Origin of the sequence: Pseudomonas japonica (genome assembly GCF_013522925.1) — a bacterium.
GTDB classification, from domain to species: domain Bacteria; phylum Pseudomonadota; class Gammaproteobacteria; order Pseudomonadales; family Pseudomonadaceae; genus Aquipseudomonas; species Aquipseudomonas japonica_A.
This window is the reverse complement of sequence record NZ_JAAMQU010000021.1, coordinates 34,486-51,107: the sequence shown is the minus strand read 5'-3', so window position 1 is coordinate 51,107 and position 16,622 is coordinate 34,486. Positions and strand designations below refer to the sequence as shown.

The following is a 16,622-nucleotide window of genomic DNA, read 5'->3' as shown; positions in this document are numbered from 1 at the left end:
AATCCACCAGCTTGCGGTCATCGGCCTGCTCGCCCACGTTCAGGGGCAGGGCGCCGAAGACGCTGCCGGCGGATACCCGCTGCAGGCCGTTGACGCGAATATCGGAGATGGTGAAGGACTCGGCGTGAACTTCGGTGATCATCAGTGCGGACAGCACCGCAGTAAGCAGCAGACGTTTCATGAAGTCCTTTCTTATTCCAACGGGCAATAAACAAACTGCCGCATAGGCGGCAGGTTCGCAATTGTGCGACTCATTACAACCGACCCAGGTCGTTTATCAGGGCGAGCAGCATAACGCCGACTACCAGACTGATACCGATCTGAACCCCCCAGCCCTGTACCCGATCGGAGACCGGACGACCCCTGACCCATTCGATCAGGTAAAACAGCAGATGCCCCCCATCCAGGACGGGAATGGGTAGCAGATTGAGAACCCCGAGGCTGATGCTGAGATAAGCCAGGAAATTCAGGAAATCCCCAAGGCCCGACTGGGCCGAAGCGCCCGCCACTTTAGCAATGGTTATCGGTCCACTCAAGTTTTTTACCGAGAGCTCGCCAAAGAGCATTTTCTTCAGCGAATCAAGGGTCAACACGCTCATCTCCCAGGTTCGCCGAGCGCCCTCCACCAGCCCATCGAGCGGCCCGAAGCTGATCTCGCGCAGCATTTCCGGGGGCCACGCTACGGGCGCTACGCCCGCGCCCAGGTAACCCGCGGCGGCTTCACCCTTGCCCTTGCGGGCCAGGGTAACCGGAACATCCAGGCGCTGGCCGTCGCGCTGTACTTGCAAGGTCACCTGGCGGTTGGCCCGCTGACGCACGGCGTCTACTACTTGCTGCCAGTCCGCAAGCGCTACCCCATCCAACGCCAGCAGGCGATCGCCAGACTTCAGACCGGCGGCGCCGGCCGGCCCTTCCGGATCGATTTCGGCCAGCACCGGCTCAAGCACCGGCCGCCATGGCCGAATGCCCAACGAACGTACGGGATCCGGCTCGTCGCTACCTTTGAGCCAGGCCACCAGGTCAACGGTGTGAGCACTGGTGCCGCCCTCCCCTGTCACCCGAATGTTCAGGCTACCGGTTTCACCCAGGCGGCGGACCAGTTCCATGTTGACACCTGACCACCCCGACACAGGCTCGTCGTCAATCTCGATGATTTCCTGCCCCGGCTGCAGACCGGCGCTTGCCGCCAGGCTGCCGCTTTCGACCGCACCAATCACCGGCCGGACCTGTTCGCTGCCAAGCATGGCCAGCACCCAGAAAAAGGCGATTGCAAGCAGGAAGTTGGCCACAGGGCCGGCAGCAACGATCGCGATGCGCTGACGAACGGGCTTGCGGTTGAAGGCCTGATCAAGCTGCTCGACCGGAACCTCGGCTTCCCGTTCGTCGAGCATCTTCACGTAACCGCCCAGCGGAATTGCCGCCACAACGTATTCCGTGCCCTGCTTATCGCTCCAGCGCAGCAAGGGTGTGCCGAAACCTACCGAGAAACGCAGCACCTTTACCCCGCACCGGCGGGCAACCCAGAAGTGGCCGAATTCGTGGAAGGTCACCAGCACCCCGAGTGCGACAAGGGTGCCGACCAGCATATAAAGTGCGCTCATAGGTTTCTCCGCAGCACCCGGGAGCAATTATCCAGACCCGGGGCGCACCAATCGGAACTCATCGGCCCCACCGAGTCAACCACTGCCCGGCAAGGTGACGGGCGCTGGTATCGGCGGCAAAGACCGCGTCGAGGTTTTCCAGCGGGCCTGCCGGGGACTTGCCCAGCACGGCTTCGATCATACTCGCGATCTCGGTATAGCGGATGCGCCGCTCGAGAAACGCCGCGACCGCCACTTCATTCGCCGCATTGAGCGTGGCCGGGGCACTGCCACCGGCTTCGGCGGCCTGACGCGCCAGCCTCAGGCAAGGGAAGCGCTGCTCATCCGGCGCCTGGAAATCCAGCCGTGCCACGGCGAAGAGGTCCAGAGGTGCCACGCCGGAGTCGATCCGTTCGGGCCATGCCAGCGCGTTGGCGATGGGCGTGCGCATGTCGGGATTTCCCAGCTGCGCCAGCACCGAACCGTCGACGTAGTCGACCAGCGAATGGATGACACTCTGGGGATGAACCACGACTTCGACCTGCGACGGCCGCGCGTCGAACAGCCAGCAGGCTTCGATCAGTTCCAGGCCTTTGTTGGCCATTGTGGCTGAATCCACCGAGATCTTGCGCCCCATGGACCAGTTGGGATGGGCACAAGCCTGCTCTGGCGTGACGGTTGCCAGTTCCGCCAAGGGGGTTTCCCGGAAGGGCCCACCGGAAGCGGTGAGCAGGATACGCCGTACGCCCACCTGAGCGAGCCCCTGCGCGTAGTTGCCCGGCAAGCACTGGAATATGGCGTTGTGCTCGCTGTCGATGGGCAACAGCACGGCGCCACTGTCCCGCACTGCCTGCATGAACAAGCCCCCGGACATGACCAGGGCTTCCTTGTTGGCAAGCAATACCTTTTTGCCAGCACGTACCGCTGCCAATGTAGGAGGCAGGCCAGCCGCGCCGACGATGGCCGCCATCACGGCGTCCACTTCGCTGGCCCGGGAGACCTCGCACAGCCCCTCCTCCCCATGCAGCACATCGGTCGCCAGCCCCGCGTCGCGTAACCGCTGGGCGAACTCACCCGCCTCGGCCGCGGTGGCGACCACAGCCAGCTTCGGGCGGTGCTGCTCGCAAAGGGTGAGCAGATCGCCCAGGCGGGAATGGCCGGTAAGTGCGTGTACTTCGTAGCGATCAGGGTGGCGCGCCACCACATCCAGGGTGCTACGCCCTATGGAGCCAGTGGCGCCCAGTACGGTTATACGCTGGCGCCCGCTCACATCAGGCTCCAGTTGGCGAGCCACAGCAGCACGGCGAACACAGGAATGGCCGCGGTAAGGCTGTCGATGCGATCGAGCACGCCGCCATGGCCTGGCAACAGCTGGCTGCTGTCCTTGATCCCGGCCTGGCGCTTGAACATGCTTTCGGTAAGGTCACCCACCACCGACACCAGCACCACGATTGCCGCGATCACCAGCGCACCGATCAGTTGCCCCGCAGCCCAGCCGCGAGCCAGCCCGGTGATCAACGTAACCAGCAAGGCGATACCCAGGCCGCCGTAGAGGCCCGCCCAGCTTTTGCCCGGGCTGACCGCAGGGGCCAGCTTGCGCTTGCCAAAGGCCCGGCCTGAGAAATAAGCGCCGATATCGGCCACCCAAACCAGCACCATGACCGAGAGGATCAGCCAGTTGCCCAGGCCCGATGGCCACTGCTTGAGTACCAGCAAGCCCTCCCAGGCTGGAAGCAATACCACCCAACCGATGATCAGTTTACGGGGAGTGCTGGACCAATGCGGCGTGGAGCCTGGGTAGGTCATGACCAGCCAGGTCGCCACGCCCCACCATACGATCGCCAGGCCGAGCAACCATGGCGCCAGGCCCGGCAAGGCATACAACACCAGTAGCGCCAGGGCCACTACCGCTGCGTAGCCCACCCTCGCCCCCTGGGCTTCCCAGCCGGCCAGCCGGGCCCACTCCCATGCACCCAAGGTAACGACTGCGCCGATGAAGAGCGCGAACCATCCGCCATTGAGGAGAAAGAACCCGATCAGAGCGACAGGCAACAGGACCAGCGCGGTCAAAATGCGTTGTTTAAGCATCAGGCACGGGCTCCGGCCTCGACCTGCTCGCTGGTTTTACCGAAGCGACGCTGGCGGGAGGCGAAATCGGCCAGCGCCGTGCGCATGGCCTCGTGTTTGAAGTCCGGCCAATACAGGTCGGAGAAGTACAGCTCGGCGTACGCCAGCTGCCATAGCAGGAAATTGCTGATCCGGTGCTCGCCGCCTGTGCGGATACACAAGTCTGGCAAGGGCAGATCACCCGTCGCAAGGCAACCCTGCAGCAGCGCCGGGGTGATGTCCTCGGGGCGCAACTTGCCGGCCTGCACCTGATAGGCCAGCTGCTGCGCGGCCTGGGCGATATCCCACTGGCCGCCATAATTGGCGGCGATCTGTAGCACGAAGCGACCAGGCCCTGCGGTCAGGGCCTCGGCTTCACGCATGGCGACCTGCAGATCGGGATGGAAACGGCTGCGGTCACCGATGATGCGAAGGCTGATGTTGTTGTCGTTCAAGCGGCGGGCTTCCCGTCGCAGCATCGTGAAGAACAGCTCCATCAGCGCACCGACCTCTTCGGCGGGCCGCTGCCAGTTCTCGCTGGAAAAGGCAAACAGGGTCAGCACTTCGACGCGCGCCTCGGCGCACACCTCGATCACCGCGCGCACGGCATCCACGCCAGCCTTGTGCCCAGCCACACCGGGCAGCAGGCGCTTCTTCGCCCAGCGGTTATTGCCGTCCATGATGATCGCCACGTGTCGCGGGACGGACACGGACGCTGCCGGCTTGATCTTTTCCATGAGCACGACGGTGTCCTTAAACGGCCATCAGGTCCTTTTCTTTTTCTTCCAGCTTCTTGTCTACTTCAGCCACGTACTTATCGGTCATTTTCTGGATATCGTCAGCGCCACGGCGTTCTTCGTCTTCGCTGATTTCCTTGTCCTTGACCAGCTTCTTGAGCTGCGCCAGGGCGTCGCGACGCACGTTGCGCACGGCAACTCGCGCGTCCTCGGCCACGGCACGGGCCTGCTTGGTGTAACCCTTGCGGGTTTCTTCGGTCAGGGCAGGCATCGGCACACGGATGGTAGTGCCGGCGCTGCTGGGGTTCAGGCCCAGGTCGGAGTTGAGGATGGCTTTCTCGATCGCCTTGCCCAGGTCTTTGTCGTGCGCAACGATCTTGAGGGTTCGAGCGTCTTCAACGGTAACCGAAGCAACCTGGTTGAGCGGCATTTCGCTGCCCCAGGCCGGCACTTTCACGCTTTCCAGAATGCTGGGGTGAGCACGGCCGGTACGGATGCCGCCCAGGTTATGGGACAGCGAGTTGATAGCGCCGTCCATGCGGCCCTTGGTGTCTTTCTTGATATCTTCGATCATTACATGCCTTCCTCGATCAGGGTGCCTTCGCCGCCGCCAACCACGATGTTGAGCAGGGCGCCAGGCTTGTTCATGTTGAAGACCCGCAGCGGCATCTTGTGGTCGCGGCACAGGCAGATGGCAGTAAGGTCCATCACGCCCAGCTTGCGGTCCAGCACTTCGTCGTAGGTCAGCCGCTCGAACTTCTCGGCATGCGGGTCCTTGAACGGGTCCGCGGTGTACACACCGTCCACCTTGGTGGCCTTGAGCACGATATCAGCGTCGATTTCGATACCGCGCAGGCAGGCGGCCGAATCGGTGGTGAAGAACGGATTCCCGGTGCCAGCGGAGAAAATTACCACATCGCCGCTGTTGAGGTGACGCACGGCCTTGCGGCGGTCGTAGTGGTCGGTCACGCCCACCATGGAAATGGCGGACATCACGATGGCCGAGATGTTGGAACGCTCGAGCGCGTCACGCATCGCCAGGCCATTCATTACCGTGGCCAGCATGCCCATGTGGTCGCCCGTCACGCGGTCCATGCCGGCCGCGCTGAGCGCCGCGCCGCGGAACAGGTTGCCCCCGCCGATGACCAGGCCTACCTGTACACCGATACCCACCAACTGGCCCACTTCCAGCGCCATGCGGTCCAGTACCTTGGGATCGATACCGAACTCTTCGGAGCCCATCAGGGCCTCGCCGCTGAGTTTGAGCAGAATGCGTTTATAGCGAGGTTGACGACCACTCACCTGCTGGGCCATTGCGTATCTCTCCTGCGGCGTTCTTGAATATTTCAGGCCTTGGCCTGTTGCAACCCGGGCGCTTCTGGCGCCCGCCGCGGGGCGCCTTGAGGCAAACCCACGGGGTATCACTTTGACAAAGAGGCTGCGCGCGTGAGCGGGCAGCCTCTTTGGGAGACAGCAGTAACCTGTCTTATTGCTTGCTGGCGGCAGCCACTTGTGCGGCAACTTCGTCAGCGAAGTTGTCGACCGGCTTCTCGATGCCCTCGCCTACCTTGAAGTAGGTGAAGGAAACGATTTCGGCGCCTGCTTTCTGAGCCAGAGCACCCACGGTAAGTTCAGGGTTCTTCACGAACGCCTGCTCTACCAGGCTTGCTTCAGCCAGGAACTTCTTGATGCGGCCAGCCACCATGTTTTCCACGATGTTGTCTGGCTTGCCCTTGATCTTCTCTTCGTTCAGCTGCAGGAATACGCCCTTCTCACGCTCGATGGCTTCGGCGGAGACTTGCGAAGGCAGCAGGAACTCAGGGTTGGTGGCTGCCACGTGCATGGCGATGTCTTTCGCCAGCTCGGTATCGCCGCCCTTGAGAACAACAACCACACCGATCTTGTTGCCGTGCAGGTAGGTACCGATCACGTCACCTTCCACGCGCGCCAGGCGGCGGATGTTGACGTTTTCGCCAGTTTTGCCAACCAGTACCAGACGGTCGGCTTCCATGGCTTCGATCAGCGGCTCGACGGTGGTCAGCTTGTCGGCGAATGCCTTCTGGACGCTGGCGGCAACGAATGCCTTGAAGTCGTCCTGCAGAGCCAGGAAGTCGGTCTGGGAGTTGACTTCGAGCAGCACGGCGGCCTTGCCGTCGTCCTGGATTGCGACCGCGCCTTCAGCAGCAACGTTGCCTGCCTTCTTGGCAGCCTTGATCGCGCCCGAGGCACGCATGTCGTCGATTGCTTTTTCGATGTCGCCGCCGGCCTTGGTCAGGGCCTTCTTGCAATCCATCATGCCTTCGCCGGTACGCTCGCGCAGTTCTTTGACCAGCGCCGCAGTAATCTCTGCCATTTCAAAATCCTCTCGAACAGGTTTTCGGCCATACCGCCCGCGTATGAACGGGCATTGAAATTCTGACCCGCGGGGCCGCTTCGGCCCCGGCGGGTGGCAAAAAGGGGGCCTAGCCCCCTTTTCGCTTACCGTGCCATTGTCAGGCGCGGTCGACTCAGCCTTCTACTGCCTCGCTGGTAGCGTCCTGGGCGAATTCGCCAGTACCGCCAGCAACGTTGTTGCGACCACGGATAACAGCGTCGGCCATCGAACCCATGTACAGCTGGATTGCGCGGATGGCGTCGTCGTTGCCCGGGATCACGTAGTCAACACCTTCAGGGCTGCTGTTGGTATCGACAACGCCGATGACCGGAATGCCCAGTTTGTTTGCTTCGGTGATCGCGATGCGCTCGTGCTCGACGTCGATGACGAACAGTGCGTCAGGCAGGCCGCCCATGTCCTTGATACCACCCAGGCTGCGATCCAGTTTTTCCAGGTCGCGGGTGCGCATCAGGGCTTCTTTCTTGGTCAGCTTGGCGAACGTACCGTCTTCGGCCTGGGTTTCCAGGTCACGCAGGCGCTTGATCGACTGACGAATGGTCTTGTAGTTGGTGAGCATGCCGCCCAACCAGCGGTGATCCACGAACGGCGAGCCGCAACGTGCTGCTTCTTCAGCAACGATCTTGCCGGCGGAACGCTTGGTGCCAACGAACAGGATCTTGTTCTTGCCCTGGGCCAGTTTCTCGACGAAGCTCAGCGCTTCGTTGAACATCGGCAGGGTTTTTTCCAGGTTGATGATGTGAATCTTGTTGCGCGCGCCGAAAATGAACTTGCCCATTTTCGGGTTCCAGTAACGGGTCTGGTGGCCGAAGTGCACACCGGCCTTCAGCATATCGCGCATATTGACTTGGGACATGATAGTTCCTTGATAAGTCGGGTTAGGCCTCCACGTATCCCAATGATCCAACCCATGGCCTTGCGGCCCGGGCACCCAGGTCATCGTGTCGATACGTGTGTGGGTTAAAGCCAAGCGGGGAAGCCCCCCGCAAAGCGGCGCACTTTATATCACACAACGCGGCAAAGAGAAACCGTGGCGCACCCCTGCCCCGGCGCACCCGCGTCGGCAAGGCCTTCCCGGGCACGGCTATGGTAGAATCGCCACTTTGTACATTTATACCCGCACCGATGGTGCCGAGAGAGCCTGTATGACCGTAACCATCAAAACCCCCGAGGACATCGAGAAGATGCGCGTCGCCGGCCGCCTGGCCGCCGAGGTGCTGGAGATGATCGAGCCGTATGTGAAGCCCGGGATCACCACCGATGAACTGGACCGCCTGTGCCACGATTATATCGTGAATGAACAGAAGGCCATCCCCGCCCCGCTCAACTACAAGGGCTTTCCCAAGTCCATCTGCACCTCGATCAACCACGTGGTGTGCCACGGCATTCCCAACGAGAAGCCGCTCAAGGATGGCGACGTCCTGAACATCGACATCACGGTGATCAAGGACGGCTATCACGGCGACACCAGCCGCATGTTCCATGTAGGCACGGTGCCCGAGTGGGCTACCCGGCTTTCCCGCGTTACCCAGGAATGCATGTACAAGGGCATCGAGGTGGTTCGGCCCGGCGCGCGGCTGGGAGACATCGGCGAAGTCATTCAGAAACACGCCGAGAAGAACGGCTTCTCCGTGGTGCGCGAATACTGCGGCCATGGCATCGGCAAGGTCTTCCACGAGGAGCCGCAGGTGCTGCATTACGGCCGCGCGGGCACCGGGATCGAGCTCAAGGAAGGCATGATCTTCACCATCGAGCCGATGATCAACCAGGGCAAGGCCGATACCCGCCTGCTGGGCGACGGCTGGACCGCGATCACCAAGGACCGCAAGCTGTCGGCCCAGTGGGAACATACCGTGCTGGTCACTGCCAACGGCTATGAGATCCTCACGCTGCGGCGCGACGACACCCTGCCGCGCACCTCAGCGAACTGACGGTTCAGTACGGCCCTATAGAAGGAAGGCGATCCGATGCCGCAGGTAGATCCGGAGTTGTTCGATCGCGGCCAGTTCCAGGCGGAACTGGCCCTCAAGGCCAGCCCCGTGGCTGCGTTCAAGAAGGCCATCCGCCAGGCCCGCGACGTGCTAAACGAGCGCTTTGCCTCGGGCCGTAACGTTCGCCGCCTGGTGGAAGACCGGGCCTGGTTTGTGGATAACATCCTGCAGCAGGCCTGGGCACAGTTCGACTGGAGCAAGGAAGCCGACATCGCCCTGGTGGCCGTGGGCGGCTATGGCCGGGGTGAGCTGCATCCCTATTCCGACATCGACCTGCTGATCCTCCTCGAGGACGCCGATCATGAAGTGTTCCGCGATTCCATCGAACGCTTTCTCACCCTGCTCTGGGACATCGGTCTGGAGGTAGGGCAAAGTGTGCGCTCGGTGGAGGAATGCGCCGAGGAAGCCCGCGCCGACCTTACCGTCATCACCAACCTGATGGAGTGCCGCACCATCGCCGGGCCGGAGCGGTTGCGCAAGCGCATGCTGGAAGTGACCGCGCCGGATCGCATGTGGCCAAGCAAGGAGTTCTTTCTGGCCAAGCGGGCCGAACAAAAAGCCAGGCACCACAAGTACAACGACACCGAATACAACCTGGAACCCAACGTGAAGGGCTCTCCGGGTGGGCTACGGGATATCCAGACCATCCTCTGGGTGGCCCGCCGCCAATACGGCACGCTCAACCTCCAGGCGCTGGCCGGCCAAGGCTTCTTGCTGGAGAACGAGGGTGACCTGCTTGCCGCTTCCCAGGAATTCCTCTGGAAGGTGCGCTATGCGCTTCACATGCTGGCCGGGCGCTCCGAGGATCGCCTGCTGTTCGATTACCAGCGGCGCATTGCCGAGCTGCTGGGCTACAAGGACAGCGATGCCAAGCTGGCCATCGAAGCGCTGATGCAGAAGTACTACCGGGTAGTGATGCGCATTGCCGAGCTGAGTGACCTGATCATCCAGCACTTCGAGGAAGAGCTGCTGGCCGATGAAACCGGCACCTGCGTCACGCCTATCAATGCGCGTTTCCAGTTGCACGACGGTTACATCGAAGCCACGGCGCCCAATGTGTTCCGCCGCTTCCCCTTCGCCATCCTCGAAATTTTCGTGCTCATGGCGCAAAGCCCGGAGATCAAGGGCGTTCGCGCCGACACCATTCGCCTGCTGCGCGAGCACCGTCACCTGATCGACGACAACTTCCGCCATGACATTCGCAACACCAGCCTGTTCATCGAGCTGTTCAAGTGCGAAATCGGCATCCACCGCAACCTGCGGCGAATGAACCGCTATGGCATTCTCGGCCGCTACCTGCCCGAGTTCGGCCATATCGTGGGCCAGATGCAACACGACCTTTTCCACATCTACACCGTGGATGCGCACACGCTGAACCTCATCAAGCACCTGCGCAAGCTGCAGTACACGCCGGTGTCGGAGATGTTCCCGCTGGCCAGCAAGGTCATGGGCAAGCTGCCCAAGCCGGAACTCATCTATATCGCCGGCCTGTACCACGATATCGGCAAAGGGCGTAATGGCGACCATTCCGAGCTCGGCGCCGTGGATGCCCAGGCGTTCTGCGAGCGGCACCAGCTACCACCGTGGGACAGCCGCCTGATCGTGTGGCTGGTGCAGAACCACCTGGTGATGTCCACTACGGCGCAGCGCAAGGACCTTTCCGACCCGCAGGTGATTCATGACTTTGCCCAACTGATGGGGGATGAAGCGCACCTGGACTACCTGTACGTGCTGACGGTGGCGGACATCAACGCCACCAACCCGAGCCTGTGGAATTCCTGGCGGGCCAGCCTGTTGCGCCAGCTGTACACGGAGACCAAGCGCGCGCTGCGCCGTGGTCTGGAAAACCCCCTGGACCGCGAAGAGCAGATTCGCCAGACCCAGGCGGCCGCGCTGGATATCCTCGTGCGCAGCGGCACGGACCCCGACGACGTGGAGCAACTCTGGAGCCAGCTGGGCGACGACTACTTCCTGCGGCATACCGCCGGGGACGTTGTCTGGCACACCGATGCGATCCTTCAGCAGCCGGCAGACGGCGGCCCGCTGGTGCTGATACGCGAAACCACCCAGCGCGATTTCGAAGGGGCGAGCCAGATCTTCATCTACGCGCCGGACCAGCACGATTTCTTCGCCGTGACCGTGGCCGCCATGGACCAGCTCAACCTGAACATCCATGACGCGCGCATCATCACCTCGAGCAGCCAGTTCACCCTCGATACGTACATCGTGCTGGACAACGACGGCGGCTCGATCGGCAATAACCCGCAGCGTATCCAGCAGATCCGCGACGGCCTTACCGAAGCCCTGCGCAACCCCGATGATTACCCGACCATCATCCAGCGGCGCGTACCGCGCCAGCTGAAGCATTTTGCCTTCGCCCCGCAGGTGACCATTCTCACCGACGCCCAGCGGCCGGTGACCATCCTGGAGCTCAGCGCGCCGGACCGCCCCGGCCTGCTGGCCCGCCTGGGGAAGATTTTTCTGGAATTCGACCTGTCGCTGCAGAACGCGAAAATCGCCACCCTTGGCGAGCGCGTGGAGGACGTGTTCTTCCTCACCGACGCCCACAACCAGCCACTGGCCGACCCGCAACTGTGCGCGCGCCTGCAGGACGCCATCGTCGAGCAGTTGAGCGTGCCCCAGGCGGGCGGCATTGAACTGTCTCGCCTTAGTATCTGACTTCGAGCTACCGATGAACCAAGCCCTGAGCCACTTGCAGCCCTACCCGTTCGAAAAGCTCCGCGCCCTGCTGGCCGGCGCCCAACCGCCGGAGGGCAAGGCACACATCGCGTTGTCCATCGGCGAACCCAAGCACGCGTCGCCGGCCTTCGTCGCCAAGGCGCTGGCCGACAACCTCGACCAGCTCGCGGTGTATCCGACCACGGCCGGCCTGCCAGCCCTTCGCGAGGCCATCGGCCATTGGTGTGCGCACCGCTTCGGTGTGCCGGCCAACTGGATCGACCCCGCACGCCATGTACTGCCCGTGAACGGCACCCGCGAGGCGCTGTTCGCCTTTGTGCAAACGGTGGCTGAACGGGACCGCGACGGCCTGATCGTGAGCCCCAACCCCTTCTATCAGATCTACGAAGGGGCGACGATTCTCGCCGGCACCCAGCCGCATTACCTGCCTTGCCTGGAAGCACACGGCTTCAATCCAGACTTCGACGCGGTCCCCGCGCAGGTATGGGACCGTTGCCAGGTGCTGTTTCTTTGCTCCCCGGGCAACCCGACTGGCGCACTGATCCCGCTGGACACGCTCAAGTCGCTGATTGCGCTGGCGGACAAGCACGACTTCATCATTGCCGCGGACGAATGCTACAGCGAGCTGTATTTCGACGAAGGCGCGCCACCGCCGGGCCTGTTGAGCGCGTGCGCGGCACTGGGCCGCTCGGACTTCAAGCGCTGCGTGGTGTTCCACAGCCTGTCCAAGCGCTCCAACCTTCCGGGGCTGCGCTCAGGGTTCGTGGCCGGCGACGCCGATGTGCTCAAGGCGTTCCTGCTGTATCGCACCTACCACGGCTGCGCCATGTCCATCCCCACCCAGCTGGCGAGCATCGCGGCCTGGAATGACGAAGACCATGTGCGCGCCAACCGTGACCTGTACCGGGAAAAGTTCGACGCCGTGCTGGAGATTCTGGGCCCGGTGCTCGATGTGCAGCGGCCCGATGGTGGGTTTTACCTGTGGGCAGGCGTACCCATGAGTGATGAAACCTTCTGCCGCGAACTCTTCTGCGAACAGCATGTAACCGTGGTGCCGGGCTCTTACTTGTCCCGTGAGGTAAACGGGGTGAACCCGGGCGCCAATCGCGTTCGTCTGGCCCTGGTTGCGCCGTTGGCCGAATGCATCGAAGCGGCCAATCGTATCCGCGCGTTCCTCGAGGCGCGGTAGCCCCCTGCCTTACGGCAGCGGCTGGAACTCGCCTTTGGCCAGCGAATGGACGTCGTTACCCAACGCGTCCTTCGCGTCCAGGTTTGCGCCCTTTGCCGCCAAGGCCGCAAGAATGTCCTGGCGCTGGAACAGCGCCGCGTACATGGCAGCGGTTTGCCCGCTGCGGTTACGTTGGTCGGGGGAGCAATCCGCCGCAACCAGCCGCCGCGCAATGGTCAGCTCTCCTTTGAAGATCGCCCCCATCAGGGCGGTATTGCCTCGCGCATCCTGAGCGCAAGGGTCGGCGCCCGCCGCCAGCAGTTGCTCCACGGCGCCCTGATGGCCGTGATAGGCCGCAAGAATCAGCCCGGTATAGCCCTTGTCGTCCTGGATATTCAGATCGAAGTGGGCCTCAATAAACGCACCCAACATGTCAGCGTTGCCTTCCCGAGCCGCTTCGAAGAACAAGGCTCGTAACTGAGCCTGGGTATCGGGTACGGCCGGCGCAGCCACCGCTGGGCCTATGAGGCCTGCAAGCAGCAGCCTCAAAAAAAATCTTCTCATGTCATTTCCCCTGCGCGAAGGCCCATGCCGCGAACGACATGGGCCTGAACGGGATCAGTCCTGCAGCTGGGCGGCGAGCGCCTTCACCTTGGCCAAGTCACCCTTGGCCACCTTGGTCACGCCGGTGCCGTACTCAGGGTCTGCCTTGTAGAGGAAGGAAAGCATGATGTTCTTGCTTTGCGCATCGGTGGTCGCGAGCGATTCACCGAAGCTCTGGATCAGGTCCTGGCGGTCCTTTTGGCTATACGAGCGGTACAGGTCACCCGCTTGTTTGAAGTTCTGCTCGCGCTGGATCTTCGCCTGCTGGGTGGTGCCGGTAAGCGGCAGCTGGCTGTAGCGGGCGCCTTCATCCGATTCGCGCGGGTTCAAGCGGCTTGGCTCGTAGTTCACGCCAGTGGTGGTATGGCCACCGTTCATGGCGCCGTCCTGGTTGCCGTTGTTCACCTCAACACGTGGGCGGTTTACCGGCAGGCTCAAGCCATTGGTGCCAACGCGATACAGCTGAGTATCGGCATAGGCGAACACCCGGCCCTGCAGCAGGCGGTCCTCGGACGGTTCGATGCCCGGTACCACGTTGGCCGGCGCCATGGCCACCTGCTCGGTTTCCTGGAAGAAGTTATCCACGTTCTTGTTCAGTACCATCTGGCCGATCTTGCGCTCGGGCACGTCAGGCCAGATCTTCGTCGCGTCAAGCGGGTCGAAGGCAAACTTTGCCAAGTCTTCCGGTTTAAGCACCTGGATATACAGGTCCCACTTCGGGAAGTCGCCCTTGCCAATGGCTTGTACCAGGTCGTGGGTCATGTGGCTGTAGTCTTTGGCCTGCACTTTCGCCACTTCGGCCGGGTCCAGGTTCTTCAAGCCTTGAAGGCTTTTCCAGTGAAACTTTACGTAGTGAACTTCACCCTTGGCATTGACCAACTTGTAGGCGTGTACGCTATTGCCGTCCATGAAGCGATAGCCCGCAGGCGTGCCTTCATTGGAGTACAACAGGGTAAGCGTACGCGTAGCCTCCGGCACATGGGAGAAGAAATCAAAGCGGCGGGAATCGTCATCCAGGTTGGTGCGCGGGTCCGGCTTGAACGCATGCACCATGTCCGGGAACTTGATCGCGTCACGGATGAAGAACGTAGGGAAATTGTTGCCTACCAGGTCCCAGTTGCCGTCGGCGGTATAGAACTTGGTGGCGAACCCACGCGGATCACGCAAGGTTTCGGGCGAGTGGTTGCCGTGTACCACCGCGGAGAACCGCACGAACACCGGCGTGTGCTCCCCGGCCTTGAATACCTTGGCACGGGTGAGGTCGCTGAGGTCTTCGGTGGCGGTGAACTCGCCCTTGGCACCCGTGCCACGAGCATGAACCACTCGCTCCGGAATGCGTTCGCGGTCAAACCGCTGCAGCTTCTGAATCAGTTGAACGTCCTGCAACACAGCAGGGCCGTTGGGGCCGGCGGTCTGGGAGTTCTGGTTATCCCCCACCGCCGCGCCGTTGTCGCGGGTCAAGGTGCTGGCAAATGCCGAAGTCATGGTCAGCGCGCCAAAGGCAACAACGCCCAGCGCCTGGCCACTCAGGCTGGTAAGTTTCATGCTATCCCTCTCGGATTTATTATGCTGAACAGCTACTGCGGTAGCTGGGGTGCAATCCTAGAGATCGAAACTTGTTAACCTGTAATTGAAAGACCCTATCGCACTAATAAATTTAAATTCAGCAACTAAACGCAGCAAAATTACTACAAGGCGCGTGCGAACTTTTGAATCACGCGCGAATACCATGCAGGCTTCTACTACATCAACTTCAAAGTGTAACCAATTCGAAATCATTTCCTGACGTCGCCGTTGTTACTTGAAGTGGTCGCACGCTTGCGACCACACAGTCATGGCGCGGACGGTAGCGATGCCGCATAATTCACGACCTTTCATTTTCCGGAGCACAGGCTGGGGCCCGCCGGGCCGCCGCTTTACCCACATGGCTTACACACTTTTCGGCATCAAGGCGTGCGACACCATGAAAAAGGCCCGCGGCTGGCTGGATGAACATGGCATCGCCTACAGCTTCCATGACTACAAGGCCCAAGGCATCGACCGCGAGCACCTGCAGCGCTGGTGCGAAGCCCACGGCTGGGAAACCGTGCTCAACCGAGCGGGTACCACTTTCCGCAAATTACCGGACACCGACAAGGCTGGCCTGGATCAGGCCAAAGCCATCGAGTTGATGCTGGCCCAGCCCTCGATGATCAAGCGTCCGGTACTCGACCTCGGCGACCGAACCCTCGTGGGTTTCAAGCCAGACCACTACGCAGCGGCCCTGAACTGATCAGCCGGCCCTGCCCTTCAAGAGGAACATCGCATGTCTAGCACACTGTTCAGCCTGGCCTTTGGCGTTGGCACCCAGAACCGCCAAGGCGCCTGGCTGGAAGTTTTCTACGCCCAGCCACTGGTTTCCCCGTCCGAAGCGCTGGTCACTGCCATCAGCGGGCCGCTGGGCTACACCGGCGGCAACCAGGCAATCACCTTCACCAGCACCCAGGCTTCGCAACTGGCCGAAGCGCTGAAAGCGATCGACCCGGCACAAGCTGCCCTGCTGACGCGCCTGGCCGAGAGCCAGAAGCCGCTGGTTGCCACGCTGCTGGCCGAGGACGCGGCGCTGACTTCCACGCCCGAGGCGTACCTCAAGCTGCACCTGCTGTCCCATCGCCTGGCACGGCCCCATGGCTTGAACCTGGCAGGTATCTTCCCCCTGCTGCCCAACGTAGCCTGGACCAGCCAGGGCGCGGTCGACCTCGCCGAACTGTCCGAGCGCCAGCTTGAAGCACGCCTGAAGGGCAAGCTGCTGGAAGTGTTCTCGGTGGACAAGTTCCCGAAGATGACCGACTACGTGGTACCGGCCGGTGTGCGCATTGCCGACTCGGCTCGGGTACGCCTGGGCGCCTACATCGGCGAAGGCACTACCATCATGCACGAAGGCTTCGTGAACTTTAACGCTGGCACCGAAGGCCCGGGCATGATCGAAGGCCGTGTATCGGCCGGCGTATTCGTGGCCAAGGGTTCGGACCTGGGCGGCGGCTGCTCCACCATGGGTACCCTCTCCGGTGGCGGCAACATCGTGATCAAGGTGGGCGAAGGCTGCCTGATCGGCGCCAACGCCGGTATCGGTATCCCGTTGGGCGACCGAAACACCGTGGAAGCTGGCCTGTACATCACCGCCGGCACCAAGGTAGCGCTGCTCGATGAAGCCAACCAGTTGGTGAAAGTGGTGAAGGCGCGCGAGCTGGCGGGCCAGAACGACCTGTTGTTCCGCCGCAATTCCGAAACCGGCGCGGTCGAATGCAAGACGCACAAGTCGGCCATCGAGCTTAACGAAGCGTTGCACGCCCACAATTGATGACT

Annotated in this window: 15 protein-coding genes and 1 pseudogene; 5 read left to right on the top strand and 11 right to left on the bottom strand. The window is 62.0% G+C overall.

The window, feature by feature from the left end; all coding sequences use genetic code 11:
• From G7016_RS23390 to rpsB, 9 genes and pseudogenes are all read right to left on the bottom strand, one after another.
• Positions 1 to 181: pseudogene (locus G7016_RS23390) on the bottom strand (POTRA domain-containing protein); the annotation flags it as partial.
• A 73-nt stretch (positions 182 to 254) separates the two neighbouring features.
• Positions 255 to 1,601, bottom strand: coding sequence for an RIP metalloprotease RseP (gene rseP, locus G7016_RS23385; RefSeq protein WP_181118187.1), 1,347 nt, complete (start codon positions 1,599 to 1,601; stop codon positions 255 to 257).
• Positions 1,602 to 1,659: 58 nt separating this feature from the next.
• The gene (ispC, locus tag G7016_RS23380) at positions 1,660 to 2,850 is read right to left on the bottom strand and encodes a 1-deoxy-D-xylulose-5-phosphate reductoisomerase (protein ID WP_181118186.1); all 1,191 of its coding nucleotides are present in this window, start codon (positions 2,848 to 2,850) and stop codon (positions 1,660 to 1,662) included.
• Complete coding sequence (locus G7016_RS23375) at positions 2,847 to 3,668, bottom strand: phosphatidate cytidylyltransferase (protein WP_181118185.1); 822 nt, start codon at positions 3,666 to 3,668, stop codon at positions 2,847 to 2,849. Before G7016_RS23375 ends, ispC begins: the two co-directional genes overlap by 4 nt.
• Complete coding sequence (gene uppS / locus G7016_RS23370) at positions 3,668 to 4,423, bottom strand: polyprenyl diphosphate synthase (RefSeq protein WP_181118183.1); 756 nt, start codon at positions 4,421 to 4,423, stop codon at positions 3,668 to 3,670. Before uppS ends, G7016_RS23375 begins: the two co-directional genes overlap by 1 nt.
• Before the next feature lie 16 nt (positions 4,424 to 4,439).
• Positions 4,440 to 4,997: a ribosome recycling factor gene (frr, locus tag G7016_RS23365; protein WP_181118181.1), complete on the bottom strand. Its 558-nt coding sequence runs from the start codon at positions 4,995 to 4,997 to the stop codon at positions 4,440 to 4,442.
• A complete protein-coding gene (gene pyrH / locus G7016_RS23360) occupies positions 4,997 to 5,737 on the bottom strand; it encodes a UMP kinase (protein ID WP_181118179.1) in 741 nt (246 codons plus the stop codon). The genes frr and pyrH overlap by 1 nt, the downstream gene beginning before the upstream one ends.
• Before the next feature lie 172 nt (positions 5,738 to 5,909).
• The gene (gene tsf / locus G7016_RS23355) at positions 5,910 to 6,776 is read right to left on the bottom strand and encodes a translation elongation factor Ts (protein WP_181118177.1); all 867 of its coding nucleotides are present in this window, start codon (positions 6,774 to 6,776) and stop codon (positions 5,910 to 5,912) included.
• Between the two features lie 154 nt (positions 6,777 to 6,930).
• Entirely contained in the window at positions 6,931 to 7,671 is a 741-nt protein-coding gene (gene rpsB / locus G7016_RS23350; RefSeq protein ID WP_181118175.1) for a 30S ribosomal protein S2, read from the bottom strand.
• A 289-nt stretch (positions 7,672 to 7,960) separates the two neighbouring features.
• Here rpsB and map point away from each other — a divergent pair, with 289 nt between their 5' ends.
• The 3 genes from map to dapC are packed head-to-tail and all read left to right on the top strand — an operon-like array spanning position 7,961 to position 12,695.
• Positions 7,961 to 8,746: a type I methionyl aminopeptidase gene (map, locus tag G7016_RS23345; protein ID WP_181118173.1), complete on the top strand. Its 786-nt coding sequence runs from the start codon at positions 7,961 to 7,963 to the stop codon at positions 8,744 to 8,746.
• 36 nt (positions 8,747 to 8,782) lie between these two features.
• Positions 8,783 to 11,485: a [protein-PII] uridylyltransferase gene (locus tag G7016_RS23340; protein ID WP_181118172.1), complete on the top strand. Its 2,703-nt coding sequence runs from the start codon at positions 8,783 to 8,785 to the stop codon at positions 11,483 to 11,485.
• A gap of 13 nt (positions 11,486 to 11,498) precedes the next feature.
• Complete coding sequence (gene dapC, locus G7016_RS23335) at positions 11,499 to 12,695, top strand: succinyldiaminopimelate transaminase (RefSeq protein WP_181118170.1); 1,197 nt, start codon at positions 11,499 to 11,501, stop codon at positions 12,693 to 12,695.
• Between the two features lie 9 nt (positions 12,696 to 12,704).
• On the opposite strand, the gene G7016_RS23330 is transcribed toward dapC, so the two are convergent.
• Entirely contained in the window at positions 12,705 to 13,238 is a 534-nt protein-coding gene (locus G7016_RS23330; protein WP_181118168.1) for an ankyrin repeat domain-containing protein, read from the bottom strand.
• 54 nt (positions 13,239 to 13,292) lie between these two features.
• Complete coding sequence (gene katB, locus G7016_RS23325) at positions 13,293 to 14,762, bottom strand: catalase KatB (RefSeq protein ID WP_225776264.1); 1,470 nt, start codon at positions 14,760 to 14,762, stop codon at positions 13,293 to 13,295.
• Between the two features lie 439 nt (positions 14,763 to 15,201).
• Here katB and G7016_RS23320 point away from each other — a divergent pair, with 439 nt between their 5' ends.
• Positions 15,202 to 15,549, top strand: coding sequence for an ArsC family reductase (locus G7016_RS23320; protein ID WP_181118164.1), 348 nt, complete (start codon positions 15,202 to 15,204; stop codon positions 15,547 to 15,549).
• Between the two features lie 33 nt (positions 15,550 to 15,582).
• The gene (gene dapD, locus G7016_RS23315) at positions 15,583 to 16,617 is read left to right on the top strand and encodes a 2,3,4,5-tetrahydropyridine-2,6-dicarboxylate N-succinyltransferase (RefSeq protein WP_181118162.1); all 1,035 of its coding nucleotides are present in this window, start codon (positions 15,583 to 15,585) and stop codon (positions 16,615 to 16,617) included.
• Positions 16,618 to 16,622 lie beyond the last annotated feature (5 nt).